General features: G+C 64.4%; 16 protein-coding genes. 6 read left to right on the top strand and 10 right to left on the bottom strand.

Going from position 1 to position 13,972, the window contains the following annotated elements; genetic code table 11:
• Positions 1 to 63: 63 nt before the first annotated feature.
• Genes HMPREF2785_RS05520 through HMPREF2785_RS05510 form a run of 3 tightly spaced genes read right to left on the bottom strand, consistent with a single transcriptional unit; the run spans position 64 to position 3,002 of the window.
• Entirely contained in the window at positions 64 to 756 is a 693-nt protein-coding gene (locus tag HMPREF2785_RS05520) for a potassium channel family protein (RefSeq protein WP_070449613.1), read from the bottom strand.
• Positions 749 to 2,125, bottom strand: a complete 1,377-nt coding sequence (locus HMPREF2785_RS05515; RefSeq protein ID WP_070421730.1) for a TrkH family potassium uptake protein — start codon at positions 2,123 to 2,125, stop codon at positions 749 to 751. Before HMPREF2785_RS05515 ends, HMPREF2785_RS05520 begins: the two co-directional genes overlap by 8 nt.
• 37 nt (positions 2,126 to 2,162) lie before the next feature.
• Complete coding sequence (locus HMPREF2785_RS05510) at positions 2,163 to 3,002, bottom strand: glycosyltransferase (protein WP_070421729.1); 840 nt, start codon at positions 3,000 to 3,002, stop codon at positions 2,163 to 2,165.
• A gap of 48 nt (positions 3,003 to 3,050) precedes the next feature.
• Here HMPREF2785_RS05510 and HMPREF2785_RS05505 point away from each other — a divergent pair, with 48 nt between their 5' ends.
• Genes HMPREF2785_RS05505 through HMPREF2785_RS05485 form a run of 5 tightly spaced genes read left to right on the top strand, consistent with a single transcriptional unit; the run spans position 3,051 to position 7,793 of the window.
• Complete coding sequence (locus tag HMPREF2785_RS05505; protein WP_141750645.1) at positions 3,051 to 4,037, top strand: 1,4-dihydroxy-2-naphthoate polyprenyltransferase; 987 nt, start codon at positions 3,051 to 3,053, stop codon at positions 4,035 to 4,037.
• Between the two features lie 9 nt (positions 4,038 to 4,046).
• Positions 4,047 to 4,949 (top strand): AEC family transporter, encoded by a 903-nt coding sequence (locus tag HMPREF2785_RS05500; protein ID WP_070614479.1) that lies wholly within the window; start codon positions 4,047 to 4,049, stop codon positions 4,947 to 4,949.
• A 37-nt stretch (positions 4,950 to 4,986) separates the two neighbouring features.
• Positions 4,987 to 5,976, top strand: coding sequence for a substrate-binding domain-containing protein (locus HMPREF2785_RS05495; protein ID WP_070421726.1), 990 nt, complete (start codon positions 4,987 to 4,989; stop codon positions 5,974 to 5,976).
• Positions 5,973 to 7,034 carry an ABC transporter permease gene (locus HMPREF2785_RS05490; protein ID WP_070614478.1) on the top strand — a complete coding sequence of 354 codons (1,062 nt, stop codon included), beginning with the start codon at positions 5,973 to 5,975 and terminating at the stop codon, positions 7,032 to 7,034. The genes HMPREF2785_RS05495 and HMPREF2785_RS05490 overlap by 4 nt, the downstream gene beginning before the upstream one ends.
• Positions 7,035 to 7,793 carry an ATP-binding cassette domain-containing protein gene (locus tag HMPREF2785_RS05485; RefSeq protein WP_070421724.1) on the top strand — a complete coding sequence of 253 codons (759 nt, stop codon included), beginning with the start codon at positions 7,035 to 7,037 and terminating at the stop codon, positions 7,791 to 7,793.
• Positions 7,794 to 7,828: 35 nt separating this feature from the next.
• Here the strand turns inward: HMPREF2785_RS05485 and HMPREF2785_RS05480 are convergent, their stop codons facing one another.
• The gene (locus HMPREF2785_RS05480) at positions 7,829 to 8,140 is read right to left on the bottom strand and encodes a DUF4229 domain-containing protein (RefSeq protein ID WP_070421723.1); all 312 of its coding nucleotides are present in this window, start codon (positions 8,138 to 8,140) and stop codon (positions 7,829 to 7,831) included.
• A 39-nt stretch (positions 8,141 to 8,179) separates the two neighbouring features.
• On the opposite strand from HMPREF2785_RS05480, the gene HMPREF2785_RS05475 reads away from it, so the two are divergent.
• On the top strand, positions 8,180 to 8,446 hold the full coding sequence (locus tag HMPREF2785_RS05475; RefSeq protein ID WP_070421775.1) for a hypothetical protein: 267 nt from the start codon (positions 8,180 to 8,182) through the stop codon (positions 8,444 to 8,446).
• 222 nt (positions 8,447 to 8,668) lie between these two features.
• On the opposite strand, the gene HMPREF2785_RS05470 is transcribed toward HMPREF2785_RS05475, so the two are convergent.
• The 6 genes from HMPREF2785_RS05470 to HMPREF2785_RS05445 are packed head-to-tail and all read right to left on the bottom strand — an operon-like array spanning position 8,669 to position 13,972.
• Positions 8,669 to 8,917, bottom strand: a complete 249-nt coding sequence (locus HMPREF2785_RS05470; RefSeq protein ID WP_070421722.1) for a helix-turn-helix domain-containing protein — start codon at positions 8,915 to 8,917, stop codon at positions 8,669 to 8,671.
• A complete protein-coding gene (galE, locus tag HMPREF2785_RS05465) occupies positions 8,914 to 9,912 on the bottom strand; it encodes a UDP-glucose 4-epimerase GalE (protein ID WP_070614477.1) in 999 nt (332 codons plus the stop codon). Before galE ends, HMPREF2785_RS05470 begins: the two co-directional genes overlap by 4 nt.
• Positions 9,912 to 10,922 (bottom strand): c-type cytochrome biogenesis protein CcsB, encoded by a 1,011-nt coding sequence (gene ccsB, locus HMPREF2785_RS05460; protein ID WP_070614476.1) that lies wholly within the window; start codon positions 10,920 to 10,922, stop codon positions 9,912 to 9,914. The genes galE and ccsB overlap by 1 nt, the downstream gene beginning before the upstream one ends.
• Positions 10,923 to 10,948: 26 nt before the next feature.
• The gene (locus tag HMPREF2785_RS05455) at positions 10,949 to 12,610 is read right to left on the bottom strand and encodes a cytochrome c biogenesis protein ResB (protein ID WP_070614475.1); all 1,662 of its coding nucleotides are present in this window, start codon (positions 12,608 to 12,610) and stop codon (positions 10,949 to 10,951) included.
• Complete coding sequence (locus HMPREF2785_RS05450) at positions 12,611 to 13,384, bottom strand: cytochrome c biogenesis CcdA family protein (protein ID WP_070449639.1); 774 nt, start codon at positions 13,382 to 13,384, stop codon at positions 12,611 to 12,613.
• A complete protein-coding gene (locus HMPREF2785_RS05445; RefSeq protein ID WP_070482082.1) occupies positions 13,385 to 13,972 on the bottom strand; it encodes a TlpA family protein disulfide reductase in 588 nt (195 codons plus the stop codon).

The following is a 13,972-nucleotide window of genomic DNA, read 5'->3' as shown; positions in this document are numbered from 1 at the left end:
ACCACACCGCTACCATTTCAGTCTTCTAAACACCCCCCTTACACCGCAGCAGAAACAGACCACCTACAGCTGTGAGAACCGCTCCAGGTCGTCGGGCGCACCGGCAAGCACGACCAGGTCGGAAGCGGTCAGTTCCATGCCTGGTGCGAATGGGTGCCACTGGCCTGAGCCGTTGCGCACTGACACCACTTGCACGCGGTGTTTGTCCCAGAGACGCGAGGCGTCGCAGGGGCCGTCGAGTAGCGGGCGTGGCGGGACCATCTTGATCACGCCGTAATTCTCGGCAAGTTCGGCGAAGTCCTGGAAGCGTCCGCCGAGCAGGTGGGCGACGCGGCGGCCGGTGTCGTGCTCTGGGCGGACGACGTGGGCGACGCCGAGGCGTTGCAGGATGCGGGCGTGGGATTCGGAGTCGGCTTTGGCCCAGATGTCAGGTACGCCGAGATCGACAAGGTTCGAGGCGGTGAGGATAGATGCCTCGAGCGCGGAGCCGATGCCGATGACGGCACGTTCCACTTCTTGGACACCGAGTTGGCGCAGGGCTTCGAGGTCGGTGGTGTCGGCCACGATGGCGTCGGTAAGCAATGGCGCATGATCGCGCACGAGTCGCTCATCAACGTCGATGCCGAGGACCTCTACGCCGTGGCGGGTCAGTTCGTGGGCAAGCGCGCCACCGAAGCGGCCGAGGCCGATGACCACAACCGGTGGGATGTCGATGCGTTGTTTGCTCCGCAACAGGGAGCCGGGGAAGTTAGCCAATGAAAGGCCTTTCTACTGGGTAGTCGTACCTGCGCACGACGTTACGGGCGGCAAGCGCCGCCACGAGAGTGAACGGGCCAATGCGCCCGAGGTACATCAAAAGACACAGCACGAGTTGGGAGGGCACGCTTAGCGACGAGGTAATGCCCGTGGATAGGCCTGTCGTGGCAAAGGCTGACATGACCTCGAAGCTGATTTGGTCCGCGGTGAACTGGGGGTCGAACACCCGGAGCGCGGCCACGCCGAGGGTGACCGCAGTAACGCCTGCGGCGGCGACCGTCATGGCCTGGCGGACCACCGACTTTGGGACGGTGCGTTTGCCCACGGTGGTCTGGTCACGCCCGCCAAACTCAGCTGCCATGGCGGCAATCAGCACGATCGCGGTGGTGATCTTGATGCCACCCGCGGTACCTGCGGAGCCGCCGCCGATAAACATGTAGATGTCGGTGACCATGAGCGTGATCGGGTGGGCGTCGGCGTAGTCGATGGAATTGAACCCGGCGGTACGCGGGGTGACGCCGCTGAAGAACGCGTTGAGGAGCTTCGTGCCCGTGGACATGTCTGCAAGGAATCCTCGCCACTCCAGCACGGCGATGAGCGCCATGGCGGAGAGCACCAGAAACGTTGTGCCAGCAAGGGTAATGCGGGTGGTTACTGAAAGTCTCCGGGCGCTGACTGGTGTGCCGCGCAGCAGGCCGCGGAAGCGCTCCCGGCTGCGGCCAACCAACTCGGAAAGCACCGGGTAGCCGAGCCCGCCGATCATCAGCGCGCCTGCCAGCGGCAGGAGGATCCAGCCGTCCGAGTTGTACGAGATCAGGCTGTCCGAGCGCAGCCCAAACCCGGCGTTGTTAAACGCGGAAATTGCGTGGAAGATCCCCTCGCCCGCCGCGCTGAGGACCGGCATGTCGTATTCGACCATGAAGCGGAAGAACAGGATCACTGCAACAAACAGTTCGAAGGCGAAGGTGAGCAATAGCGTAGCGACGAGCGTGGCACGCACCCCGCCTTCCAAAATCGGACGCCCTTCAGCAGCCGTAGAGTAGCGCGACCGCAACTTCACTCGGCCAGTCAGCAGCATGCCGGTCAGCGAGGCAATACTCATGATGCCCAGGCCGCCGACCTGGATCAGCGTGATAACGATGACGCGGCCCGCGATACTCCAGTGGCTGCCGGTATCCACCGTGACCAGGCCCGTCAGCGATGTGGCGGACGTGGCGGTAAACAAGGCATCCATGAACGGCGTTGCTGTGCCGTCGGCTGAGGCGAACGGCATGCACAACAACGCAGTGCCGAACGCGATCAGTACGAGAAAACCCAGCGCAGTCAGCTGCGCCGGACGGAACCACCGTGGGGTGGATGGTGTGCTCACGCGTAAAAGCGTAGTCCTCCACCGCCGTGTACACCCACTACACAGCAGCGAGGAGCAGGTTCACGTCCTTCTCGGTGTAGGTTGCGGCGATTTGGGTGTCGTTGCCGCCGGCGAGGTTGTCGCGGGACAGGCGCACGCGTTGGGAGCCGGGCACGAGCGGGAACGAGGCGGGGCGGTCCGCCACCTGGCGGACGGGGAATCCGGCGCGAAGCGCACAGTGGTTGAGCCAGACGTCGTCGGCGCGCGGGGAGACGTCGAGAAACGCTGTGCCGCGGGAGGCGACGAACTCCACCATGTTCGGTGGGTACAGCACGCCGTCCACGCCGGTGGCGAAGTTCAGGTGAGATGGCTCGGTGGTGCGGACGGGGCGCCACTTTTTGTAGGGGGCGATGGTGTCGCAATCAAGCGTGATGCGGTGGGCGCGAAACGCGGTGACGTTCGACGGGTCGGCTGCGTTGGTGAGGGTGGTGGCGAAGTTGCGGGGGTAGAGGACGTCGTCGTCAACCGTGATCACGCTATGGCCGGGCAGTTCCTGGAAGGTACCGAAGTACTTCGTGTGGGGTCCGAGGCCGCCGGGGGACTTATGGACGTGCAGGCCACGGTCCACGAGCCCGCGCAAGGTGGCGGGCCACGGTGCATGAAAGTCCACCGGGTCGAGCCACAAATGCACCGGCAGGCGTTTCGTGCCCACAAGAAGCGAGGCGATCGCGGACGCCGCCGACTTCACCCTCGAGCCGTGTGTGGTCAGGGAGATGACGGTATCCCCGCTGGTAGGGAAGGCAATATCGGCGTGTTGCGCGGCGTGGTTCAGGATTGGCAGCCGCACAAACGCGCTCGTCGCCACGAGCCCCTGGCGCACGGCATAGTCAATCCACATGGCGAACTACCCTAGCCCACCGCAGCGCAAGGGTGCATGATGGAGTGCATGACTGATTCCGCCACATTGCACCACTGGTGGGAGGCCGCACGCCCCCACACCTGGCCAAACGCCTTCGCCCCCGTCATCGCCGGCACCGGCGCCGCCGCCCTCTACGGGCTCGCGGACCTGGAGTACGCAATCTTGGCGTTCATCGTGGCGTGGGCGCTGATCATCGGCGTGAACTTTGCCAACGACTACTCCGACGGCATCCGCGGCACGGACGAGGACCGCACCGGCCCGACCCGCCTGACCGCGGCCGGGCTTGCGGAGCCGGAGCATGTGAAGCTCGCCGCGTTTGCATCATTCGCGGTGGCTGCCGTGTTTGGCATCATCCTCTCCATCGCCTCGGGCGCGTGGTGGCTCATCCTGGTTGGCGCGCTGTGCATCGCCGCGGCCTGGTTCTACACCGGCGGCAAAAGCCCCTACGGCTACTCCGGCTTAGGTGAAGTGTCCGTGTTTATCTTCTTCGGACTGGTCGCCGTGATTGGTACGGCGTTTACGCAGACCGGGTTCGTGTCGTGGGAGGCACTCCTGTGCGCCATCGCGGTGGGTGCGATCTCCGCGTCGGTGAACCTGGCCAACAACATCCGCGACATCCCCACCGATGCTGAGGCCGGGAAGCGCACGCTTGCAGTGCGGCTTGGCGACGACAACTCGCGCCGCCTCTTCACCTTCCTGACCCTGGTCCCGTTCGTGATGTCGATCGTGCTGGCCATCTCTGCAAAGCCTGCGCTTGCGGCGTTTATTGCCCTGCCATTTGCGGTAGCGGCAATTATGAAGGTGCGCAGCGGCGCTGAAGGCAAGGACCTCATCCCGGTGCTGGGCATGAACGGCAAGGCGATGCTGATCTGGTCGGTGGTGACAGCCCTGGCCATGGCGTCGGTGGGCTCAGCGATTTTCGGCGGCGCGGGCGAGCCCGTGCCGTACACCTCCGACATGCCGAACGAGAGCGATTTCGGGTGGAGTGAGTACGTCCCGAAGGAGACGTTCTAAGGTAACGGCATGCTTGACGTCCTTACCGGTTTTGCCATCATCTTCACTGTCATCGCAGCGGGGTGGTGGCTTGCTCACAAAGGCGTCATTGGACCGGGCGAGCAACGTCTACAGCTCAACCGCATCGCGTTCTACGTGGCCACCCCGGCGCTGATCTTCTCCTCAGTGGCGGTCTCGGACACGGACGCGTTTTTCTCCCCGGTCATTTTGGTCATCGCGATTGCCACGGTGGCCACGATGATCATCTACTGGATCATCAGCGCCGTGTGGTTCAAGCAGACTACTGCGGAGACGATGGCGGGTGCGGCGTCGTCGAGTTACTACAACTCGGTCAACATCGGCCTGCCCATTGCCACGTATGTGCTGGGCGATCCGACGTACGTCATCCCGGCGCTGGTGCTGCAGATGGCGGTGCTCTCCCCCATCGTTATCGCAGGTCTGGACCGCGGCGCGTCGGGCGTGCTCAAGTCGGTCCTTGCTGGTCTGACCGCCCCGGTTGTTGTTGCGGCCTTCGCCGGCTTCGCGGTGTCGGCCTCCTCGTGGACCGTGCCCGAACCGGTGCTGGCCCCCTTGGAAATCCTCGGCGGCGCCTCCATCCCGCTGATCCTCATGAGTTTCGGCGCGTCGCTCACGGGCGAGAAGGTCCTCCAGAGCCACCGCTTACCGACGATCACCGCTACCGCCCTCAAACTCATCGGCATGCCGGCGGTGGCGTGGGTCGTCGCTACGCAAATGGGCTTGACCGGCAGCGACATGTACGCCGCCCTGATCCTGTGTGCGCTGCCGACCGCCCAGAACGTGTACAACTACGCGGCCACGTACCGCTCCGGCGAAGTGATCTGCCGCGACACCGTCTTCCTCACCACATTCCTGGCACTACCTGCAATGTTGATCATCGCCGGGGTCTTTTGACCTTGACAAATAGGGTGCTTTGGATCACACTCTTGTAATGCTTAAGGCACGGAAAACACTCGTTGCCGCAGCACTAATGGCTGCGACGATGCTCGCCGGGTGCTCGTCGACAGGCGGCGCCCCGCGAGCAGAAAACACCGAAGGCACTGCCGGTGGCGTAGACACGCCGCGCTACGTCGTCGCCATGGTCACCCACGGCGCACCGGGCGACACCTACTGGGACCTCGTGCGCAAGGGCGCCGAAGACGCAGCCAAGAAAGACAACATCGAGCTGCGCTACTCCTCCGACCCGCAGGCCCCCAACCAGGCGAACCTGGTGCGCTCTGCCGTGGACGCCGGGGTGGACGGCATCGCCGTCACCCTGCCGAACGCCGAGGCCATCGGCCCAGCAGCCCGCAACGCAGTCGACCACGGCATCCCCGTCGTCGGCCTCAACGCCGGCATGAGCAAGTACCAGGACTACGGGATGACCGGCTTCTTCGGCCAAGACGAAACGGTTGCCGGCAACGCCGCCGGCGAGCGCCTCAAGGAAGAAGGCAAGAAGAAGGTCCTGTGCATCATCCACGAGCAGGGCAACTCCTCGCAGGAAGCGCGTTGCGACGGCGTCCGGAACGGCCTCGGCGGCGACGTAGAACTGCTCTACGTCAACGGCCAAGACCTCACCGCCGTGCAGTCCACGATCACCTCGAAGCTGTCGCAGGACAAGAGCTTCGACACAGTATTCGCCCTCCAGGCGCCGGTGGCCATGCGTGCGACGGAGTCTGTGAAGCAGTCCGGCTCCGAGGCGCAGGTTGCCACCTTTGACACCAACGCCGAGCTTGTCGACGCCATCGCCGACGGCCGCGTCGCCTTCGCCGTCGACCAGCAGCCGTACCTGCAGGGCTACCTCGCCGTGGATTCACTGTGGATCGCGAAACGCAACGGCGGCACCCTCGGTGGAGGACGGCCGGTGTACACCGGGCCGTCGTTCGTCGATAAGTCGAACGTGGACAAGGTCGCTGAGGCTGCGAAGGCAGGTATGCGATGAGCACTGCCGTCACAGCCGACGAGTCGCGCGAGGAATCGACCTCCGGCGACGACCGACTACGCACCCACACCGGCCTTTCCAAACTGATCCGGCGGCCGGAGTTCGCGTCCCTGCTCGGCTTCATCGCCATCTTCGCGTTCTTCCTGTCAGTCGCGCCCGCATTCCGTTCCTTTGAAGCGTTCGCAACCACGTTGTACGCGTCGTCGACACTGGGCATCGTGGCACTCGCCGTCGGACTGCTCATGATCGGCGGGGAATTCGACCTGTCCTCAGGCGTCGCCGTCACCACCGCCGCGCTCGCCGCTACGATGCTGAACTACAACCTGCATCTCAACTCGTGGGTCGGCGCCTTCATGGCTTTGGGCATCTCCCTGGCCATCGGCGCGCTCAACGGCTACCTGGTCACCCGCACCGGCATTGAGAGTTTCCTGATCACCCTGGCGGCCTTCCTCATGCTGCAGGGCCTCAACCTCGCGTTGACCAAGTTCATCACCGGCCAGGTGGCCACGCCGACCATCGCCGACATGGAGGGCTTCCCGTCCGCCCGCAAGGTCTTCGCCGGCACCTTCAACATCGGCGATGTCACCCTCAACGTGACCGTGCTGTGGTGGATCCTGTTCGTCGCCATCGCATCGTTCGTGCTATTTCGCACCAAGTTCGGCAACTGGATCACCGCAGTCGGCGGCGACCAGGACGCAGCCCGCGCCGTCGGCGTGCCGGTTCGCCGCGTGAAGATCCTGCTGTTCATGGGCGTCGGCTTCGCCGCCTGGTTCGTCGGCATGCACACTCTGTTCGCCTTCGACTCCATCCAAGCCGGCCAAGGCGTGGGCAACGAATTCCTCTACATCATCGCCGCCGTCATCGGTGGCTGCGCCATGACCGGCGGCCGCGGCACCGCAGTGGGCACCGCCATCGGCGCGCTGATCTTCGGCCTGACCAACCAGGGCATCGTCTACGCCGGCTGGAACCCCGACTGGTTCAAGTTCTTCCTCGGCGCAACGCTGCTCTTCGCCGTGTTCACCAACACGTCCTTCGCCAAATACACCAAGGGGCGCTAAGTGGCTGTCATCGAACTGAAAAACATCACCAAGTCCTACGGCAGCTTCGACGCCCTGCGCGGCGTGAACCTGACCGTCCGTGAAGGCGAAGTCACCTGTGTCCTCGGCGACAACGGCGCAGGCAAGTCCACGCTGATCAAGATCCTCGCCGGGCTCCATCAGCCCACATCGGGCGAATTGCTTATCGACGACACCCCCACCACCTTCACCTCCCCCCGCGACTCCATCGACACCGGCATCGCCACCGTGCACCAAACGCTCGCGATCGTCGACGAGTTAAGCGTGTGGCGCAACTTCTTCCTCGGCCAGGAACTCACCGGCCGCTTCGGTGCACTTCGCGACACCGAAATGAAACAGATCTGCGCCGAACAACTCCGCGAAATGGGCATCGACATCCCCGACGTCGACGTCGATGCCGGCAACCTCTCCGGCGGCCAACGCCAGGTCGTCGCCATCGCACGTGCCGTCTACTTCGGCGCCCGCGTGCTTATTCTCGACGAGCCCACCGCCGCCCTCGGCGTCAAACAATCCGGCGTGGTCCTACGCTTCGTGGCGGCCGCTCGCGACCGCGGCATCGCCGTCGTCTTGGTCACCCACAACCCCCACCACGCCTACCTGGTCGGTGACCACTTCACCATCCTGAAACTCGGCCGCCAGGAGCTCGATGAGCCCCGCGAGAACGTCACCCTCGACGAGCTCACCCACCAAATGGCCGGCGGCGGCGAACTCGAGGCGCTAAGCCACGAACTCGGCCGCTAGCGCCGGGGCGCTGCGCTGCGCCTGCCTATTGGCCTCTAGCGGTCCGCGAGCTCGCTCTGGATCCACTCCTTGCGGGCATCGCGCTGGCGCTTCAGTTCCGCCACCGCCGCGTTCGCCTCCAACCGCTGGCGCTTGAACACCAGCATGGACAGCGGGAACGCCACGATAAGGGCAAGGAGGGCGGACATGATGACGGGCACGGGGGCGTCGATAAGCACTGCAAAGAGCTGAATCACAACTGTCAGCGCAATGAACAACACCAGCCGCAACACGCCATACACCGCGACCGCCCTATTCGCGCGCGACTTAGCCTGCGGATCTACCTGCGGAGAAGTTTCCTCATTCACATGGCTAACCCTAACCGGCGGGCAAGTATGTTTAAAACCATGGGAAGATTGCTACTCCTTGCACTGATCATCCTGGCCGTCATCCTCATGTGGAAAGCGTTCGGCCCCGGCTCCGCGCAGCGCTACGGCAGCCAGCGCGGCCTCCAGGAACCCCAAAAGCCGGTCATTAAAGGTCCTGACGATGACGAAGAGTTCCTCTGGAACATCGAGAAGAACCGGTTCAAGGAGCGCCGCGCCCGCGAAGAAGCCGAACGCAAACGCCGCGAGGACGAGGAACGCCGCCGGCGCCGCGGTGAACTGGACTAGGGGCGGGTTTGCAAATAGTTCCCCGCCCGGGAACTTTCTTGGGTTTGGGAGGAGAAATATTTCACTTCCCCCAGGTCGGTTTTTGAGATCGCGCAAATAGTTCCCGGGTTCCGGCGCGGGCGTGGAACTATTTGTCCCTCCCTGACAGATTTTGCGAAATCTGTCAGGTCCGATTTCTGACCAGGCGCAATGCGGTGCGCTGACAGATTCCGGCGGAAAGTGTCAGTCCGACTCCGCCAGGACAACCTTCAGGCCCAGGGTGTGGGCCACCGAGATGACCTTCTCCCACCGAACGCCGGCGCCGCCGTGCTCGATGGTGTGCAGGGTGGAGCGGGACACGCCGGCGGCGTCGGCGACGTCCTGCTGCAAACGCCCCGAAGCGCGACGCCGGGAGGCGATTTGCTCGCCGAGGGCGATGAGCACCGGATCGTCGCTGGCGGGTTTACCCTGCTTGTTGCGGGGTTTGGTCATCGGTTGGCCTCTTGTTCCAGAACGGCGGGGAGTTTCTCAGACCAGGCCAGGGAGTCGCGCACCCCGTCGGCGATGGAGCGTTCGGGGGTCCAGCCCAACACGTCGTGGGCTTTGTCGGTGCGGGTGGCGCAGCCGACTACGTCGCCGGGGCGGGCCGGGCCGGTGGCCACGGACAGTGGGGTGCCGGTGGCCTCACCGAAGGCCTCGGCGAGTTCGAAGACGGTGGTGCCCTGGCCGGTGCCGAGGTTGATGACGTCGTAGCCGGTGGAGATGTCGTCGAAACGCTGCAGGCAGGCGACGTGGGCGCGGGCGAGGTCCCAAACGTGGATGTAGTCGCGCAGGCCGGAGCCGTCGCGGGTCGGCCAATCAACGCCGGTGACGGTGAAGGTCTCGCCGGCGCGGTAGGCGGAGATCATCTTGCCCAACGCATGGGACGGGGCCAGGTTCTGCAGGCCTGTGCGCAGGGCCGGGTCGGCGCCGATGGGGTTGAAGTAGCGCAGGGCGATGGCGTTGAGGTGGCCGGTGGCGGTGTCGTCGCGAAGCACTCGCTCCAACAACCACTTCGACGCGGAGTAGGGGCTTTGCGGGTCTACAGGGCTGGTTTCGTCGACCATGTAGTCGGGGCCCGGCTCGTACATGGACGCGGTGGACGACAGGATGAAGCGGCGCACGCCGAAGCGCTCCATGACGGACAGCAGCGTGATGGATTTGGCCACGTTGTTGTCGTAGTACAACAGGGGGCGCTCGACGGACTCGGGGACGACGATCTTGGCGGCGCAGTGGATCACCGCGAAGATATCGGGATGGTCCGTGAACACGCGCTCGAGCAAGGCGACATCAGCGACGTCGCCCTCGTAGCAGTCGAAGCGCTCGCCGAAGGTGCGCAGGCCGGTGGAGAAGTCGTCCAGAATTACCGGCGTGATGCCGGCATCATCGCAGCAGGACGCAATTGTGGACCCGATGTAACCGGCACCGCCGGTGATCAGCACCTTCACTAGTTCAGCCCTGCGTAGGAGTGCAGACCCGCGATCACGGTGTTGACGTAGGTCATGTTAAAGATTGTCATCGCCATGGCGAACACATTAATCCACGCCGCTGCGGTGGACTTCCAGCCGGCGGTAGCGCGGGCGTGGAGGTAGGCGGCGTAGAGGATCCAGGTGATCATGGAGACGGTTTCCTTCGCGTCCCAACCCCAGAAGCGGCCCCAGGCTACCTCGGCCCAGATGGCGCCGAAGACGATGCCGATGCCGAAAAGCGGCAGGGTGACCACGGCGGTCTTGTAGGCCATCTGGTCAAGCGTCTTCGCGGACGGCAGCGGGCGTGCAATAGCGCCGAAGAAGCCGTGCTCTTCGCCGCGGGGCTGCCACATGCGCAGCAGGTACAGCAGGGCGAACACTCCGGAAACCAAGCCGATGGATGCGCCGATCGCCGCGGAGGACACGTGGACCGGCAGCCAGTAGGACTGCAGCGCCGGCACCACCGGGGCGGCCTGCATGTGGAACACCGTGGAGTTGAGGAACATCGCGATGACCATTGGGAACAGCAGCCACGGCCAGATGGTGTGCCAGCCCTTGCGCTGCACCACCACGGCGGCAACCACCATGATCACGGCGGTCATAAACAGGATGTACTCGTACAGGTTGCCCAACGGGAAACGCTTCGCGCCAAGACCACGGGTGATAAACGCCACCACGTGCAGCGCCACACCTACCCAGACCAGTGCCTGGGTCATGCCGGCCCACTTGCGGGCGCTGGCCACCTTGGCGGTGTATTCCGAGTCGTCGAACGGCGATTGCGTATCGACGACATCCGGCCCGCCAGCTCCCACCAGCACCTTCTTCTCAGCCTTCTCGGCCTTCTCTGCCAAAGCCTCGCGGCGGACGTCGATGACTGCCGTGACGCGTCCGTAGTAGATGAAGGACATGATCAGCGCCACGATGTAGATGATGAAAGCGGTGCGGAATGTCAGGTCGGACAGCTCCGCCATGGTGGTGTTGACAAGCATAGGTCTTAACCTACTCCACCGGGCACCTATTTTCCAAGGTCATAGGGGTCAAATTCTTCTTCGTCTTCGCGACGTTCGAGGTGTGAATCGTCGCTAAGAAGCTCTGCTGCGAGCTCGTCGAACTCGCGTCCCCACCCCGCGCGGTCCGTGCGGGCGAGGCCGGCGATCTCCACGACGGTGTGGCCTGGCGTGTCGGACGGGCGCAGGCGGACCCAGATGCGGCGGCGTTTGATGGCCAGCGACCCGGCGAGGGCCAGCAGCATGATGGTGGAGGCGATCAGCGCCCAGATCTGGGTGGTGTCGCGGGAGATTTGGTAGTTGGCGTATTCGGCGGCGCCGTCGAAACGCACCTTCACCTCGCCGCCGTCGGTGTCCACGGTGGCTTCGGAGCCCGGGGTCAGCTGGACGCGGGTGACTTTCTGCAGCAGGCCTTCGGCGACGAGCGCCTGGTCGAGCGTGAAGATGTTCTGCGGGCGGCCGGTATCCAGGCCGGCGTCACCGACGTAGACGTCGACGGAAATCGCCGGGTCATCCATCGTGGGGAAGGCGGACTGCAACTGGTCGCCGTTCGGGCCGGTCCAGTTGGCGGTGGGCGCGAAGTTGCCCTCGATGGCGATCTGGTTCTTGCGGCGCTCCCCCAAATCCGGGTACATGCCGGCCGGTGGATCGAAACGCATCACGCCAGACGACAGGAACGTGGTCACGTCCGTGGGGCGGAACTGCACCATCTGGGTACGGGTCTCCCCGTTCGGCCAGGTGATGGTGATCTGCGGGGCGAAGCCGTGGCCTTGCAGGTAGATGCGGTCGCCGTTGATGCGCAGCGGGCCGTTGACGGTCAGAGTGGCGCGATCCCATTCGTCCTGCGGCGCGTTGAGGTCGTCGGTGTAGGTCACGTCCGAGGAGAACTCGTTGGCTTGGCCGTTGTTGAGGTATTTCGCCTTGAAGTCTTGTGATTCGAAGCAGAAGGGGGTCAGGCCGGTGCCGTCGAAAAATGGCCCGGCGCGGAACACGTCGAAGTTGGCGGGCGAGGTGTTACAGAACACGCGGGGCTGTTCGACGGGGATGGCGTTTTCGTGCTCGGAGTTGGTGATCACGATGGCCTGGCCCTCGTAAAACACCATGCGGCCTGCGGCGAAGGCGACGATCATGCCGACGATGCCGATGTGGAAGATCAGGTTCATCAACTCACGCGTGTAGCCGCGTTCCGCCGAGATGGAGAACACGCCCGCGCGGTCCTCGTCGGGTTGGTATTCGGCGACGTGCCAGCGCTTGAGCTTGTCGCGCACTTGCTTTGCGACGACCCCCTCGTCCCCCTCAACCACACCCTCCGTATGCATTGGCATGCGGGACAGGTAGCGCGGGGCGCGGGTCGGCTTGGCGTTGTAGGCCCGCCAGTGGTCCATGGAGCGCGGGATGATGCAGCCGATCAGGGAGATGACCAGCAACAGCACGATGGCAACAAACCAGGTGGAGTTGAAGACGTCGAAGAGCTGCAGGCGGTCGTAGATGGGCCCCATGGTGGGGTTGGCGCGCAGGTAGTCGTCGACAAGCGTTGCGCTGACTTGGCGCTGCGGCAGCAGAGCACCCGGCACGGACGCGAGCGCGAGGATGAACAGCAGCATGAGTGCGGTGCGCATGCTGGTGAGCCAGTGCCACGCCTTGCGCAGCCAGGTTTGTGCCGTCTTCATTTAGATGATCGTCCTTCCGAAACCGTCGACGAGTTGGCGCGACCAGCCGATGAACGCGTCCCATGCGCCGGTGAGCAGCATAAGCCCGACGAGGATCATGGCGATGCCGCCTGCGATCTGGATGGCGCGCGAATGCTTGCTTAGAAAGTCGATGGAGCGCACAGCTTTCGACGACCCCAACGCCACCAGCAGAAATGGCAGGCCTAGGCCGATGCAATACGCGACGACAAGCAGCACGCCGCGGGCTGCGGTAAGCCCCTGGGTGCCAACCGACACCGAGATGATCGACGCCAACGTCGGCCCCAAACACGGCGTCCACCCCAGCGCGAACACACCGCCGAGCAGCGGCGCGCCAAGGATCGTGGTCCACTTTTTGGGCTGCATGCGGGTGTCGTTTTGCAGCGCCGGCACCGCACCCATGAACACCAGGCCCATGAGGATGGTGACCACCCCGCCGATGCGGGTGAGCGTCTGGGCGTTGAGCGCGATCGCGCTGGCCGCGCCGAACACCGTGACCGTGGCCAGCAGGAACACAACCGTGAACCCGGCGACGAACAACGTAGCCGCACCGGCGACCGCCCAGTGTTTGCGGGCCACGCGCGGGCCTTTGTCGTCCATGGTCATCTCGCCGCCGACCACGCCGGTCAGATACGAGATGTAACCCGGCACCAGCGGGATCACGCACGGGGATGCGAACGACACCAACCCGGCCAGCGCGGCAGCAAGCAGGCCGAACAGCAGCGGGCCGTCGGTGACGATGTCGGCAAGGCCCACCTAGGCCTCCTCAGCCAAACGGTCAACAACCTCGATGATGTCATCCGCAGTCACCCCGCGCAGGAACACCGCGGCCGGACGGTGTTGCTTGTCCAGCACGATCGTGGTCGGGATCACCGAGGACGGCACGCCACCGAGCGAGGCGGCGGTCTTAAACGGCGGGTCGTAGATGGACGGGTAGGTCACGCCGTTGTCTTTGACGAAGTCCCGGGCAATTTCCGCGTTGCTGTCGCGCACGTTGATGCCCAGCACGGTGCCCTGCCCGTTGGCCTGCAGGTGCTGCTGGATCTCCTCGAGGTCATCCACCTCCGCGCGGCACGGCGCGCACCACTGGCCCCAGGCGTTGAGCACCACGATCTGGTTCTCAAAATCCGACAGTGCGATCGTCTGGTCTGGCTCCATGAGGGACTCGCCCTCAAAACCGGCAAGGGGCTTGCGCTCCGCCTCGTCGTAGGTGATCTCCGTCTGGCCACCCGGGGAGTGGAACGAGAACGTTCCGCCCTGGTCCGCCGACGAGCTCGAGCAGGCCGAAAGCGCCAGCGCCGCCGCGCAGCAGGCAGTGGCGATAAGCTTCCGCTTCTTCGTCAT

It is taken from the genome of Corynebacterium sp. HMSC067D03 (assembly GCF_001811185.1).
Taxonomy (GTDB): domain Bacteria; phylum Actinomycetota; class Actinomycetes; order Mycobacteriales; family Mycobacteriaceae; genus Corynebacterium; species Corynebacterium coyleae.
Note: the sequence above shows the minus strand (reverse complement) of the source record. Positions and strands in the feature narration are given on the sequence as shown.

Bases quoted from the DNA above. Each gene is read 5' to 3' on its own strand.
- HMPREF2785_RS05495 (WP_070421726.1), top strand. From the start codon at position 4,987: ATGCTTAAGGCACGGAAAACACTCGTTGCCGCAGCACTAATGGCTGCG.
- HMPREF2785_RS05475 (WP_070421775.1), top strand. From the start codon at position 8,180: ATGGGAAGATTGCTACTCCTTGCACTGATCATCCTGGCCGTCATCCTC.
- HMPREF2785_RS05445 (WP_070482082.1), bottom strand. From the start codon at position 13,972: ATGACGAAGAAGCGGAAGCTTATCGCCACTGCCTGCTGCGCGGCGGCG.
- HMPREF2785_RS05510 (WP_070421729.1), bottom strand. From the start codon at position 3,002: ATGTGGATTGACTATGCCGTGCGCCAGGGGCTCGTGGCGACGAGCGCG.
- ccsB (WP_070614476.1), bottom strand. From the start codon at position 10,922: ATGCTTGTCAACACCACCATGGCGGAGCTGTCCGACCTGACATTCCGC.
- HMPREF2785_RS05505 (WP_141750645.1), top strand. From the start codon at position 3,051: ATGACTGATTCCGCCACATTGCACCACTGGTGGGAGGCCGCACGCCCC.
- HMPREF2785_RS05470 (WP_070421722.1), bottom strand. From the start codon at position 8,917: ATGACCAAACCCCGCAACAAGCAGGGTAAACCCGCCAGCGACGATCCG.
- HMPREF2785_RS05500 (WP_070614479.1), top strand. From the start codon at position 4,047: ATGCTTGACGTCCTTACCGGTTTTGCCATCATCTTCACTGTCATCGCA.
- HMPREF2785_RS05490 (WP_070614478.1), top strand. From the start codon at position 5,973: ATGAGCACTGCCGTCACAGCCGACGAGTCGCGCGAGGAATCGACCTCC.
- HMPREF2785_RS05455 (WP_070614475.1), bottom strand. From the start codon at position 12,610: ATGAAGACGGCACAAACCTGGCTGCGCAAGGCGTGGCACTGGCTCACC.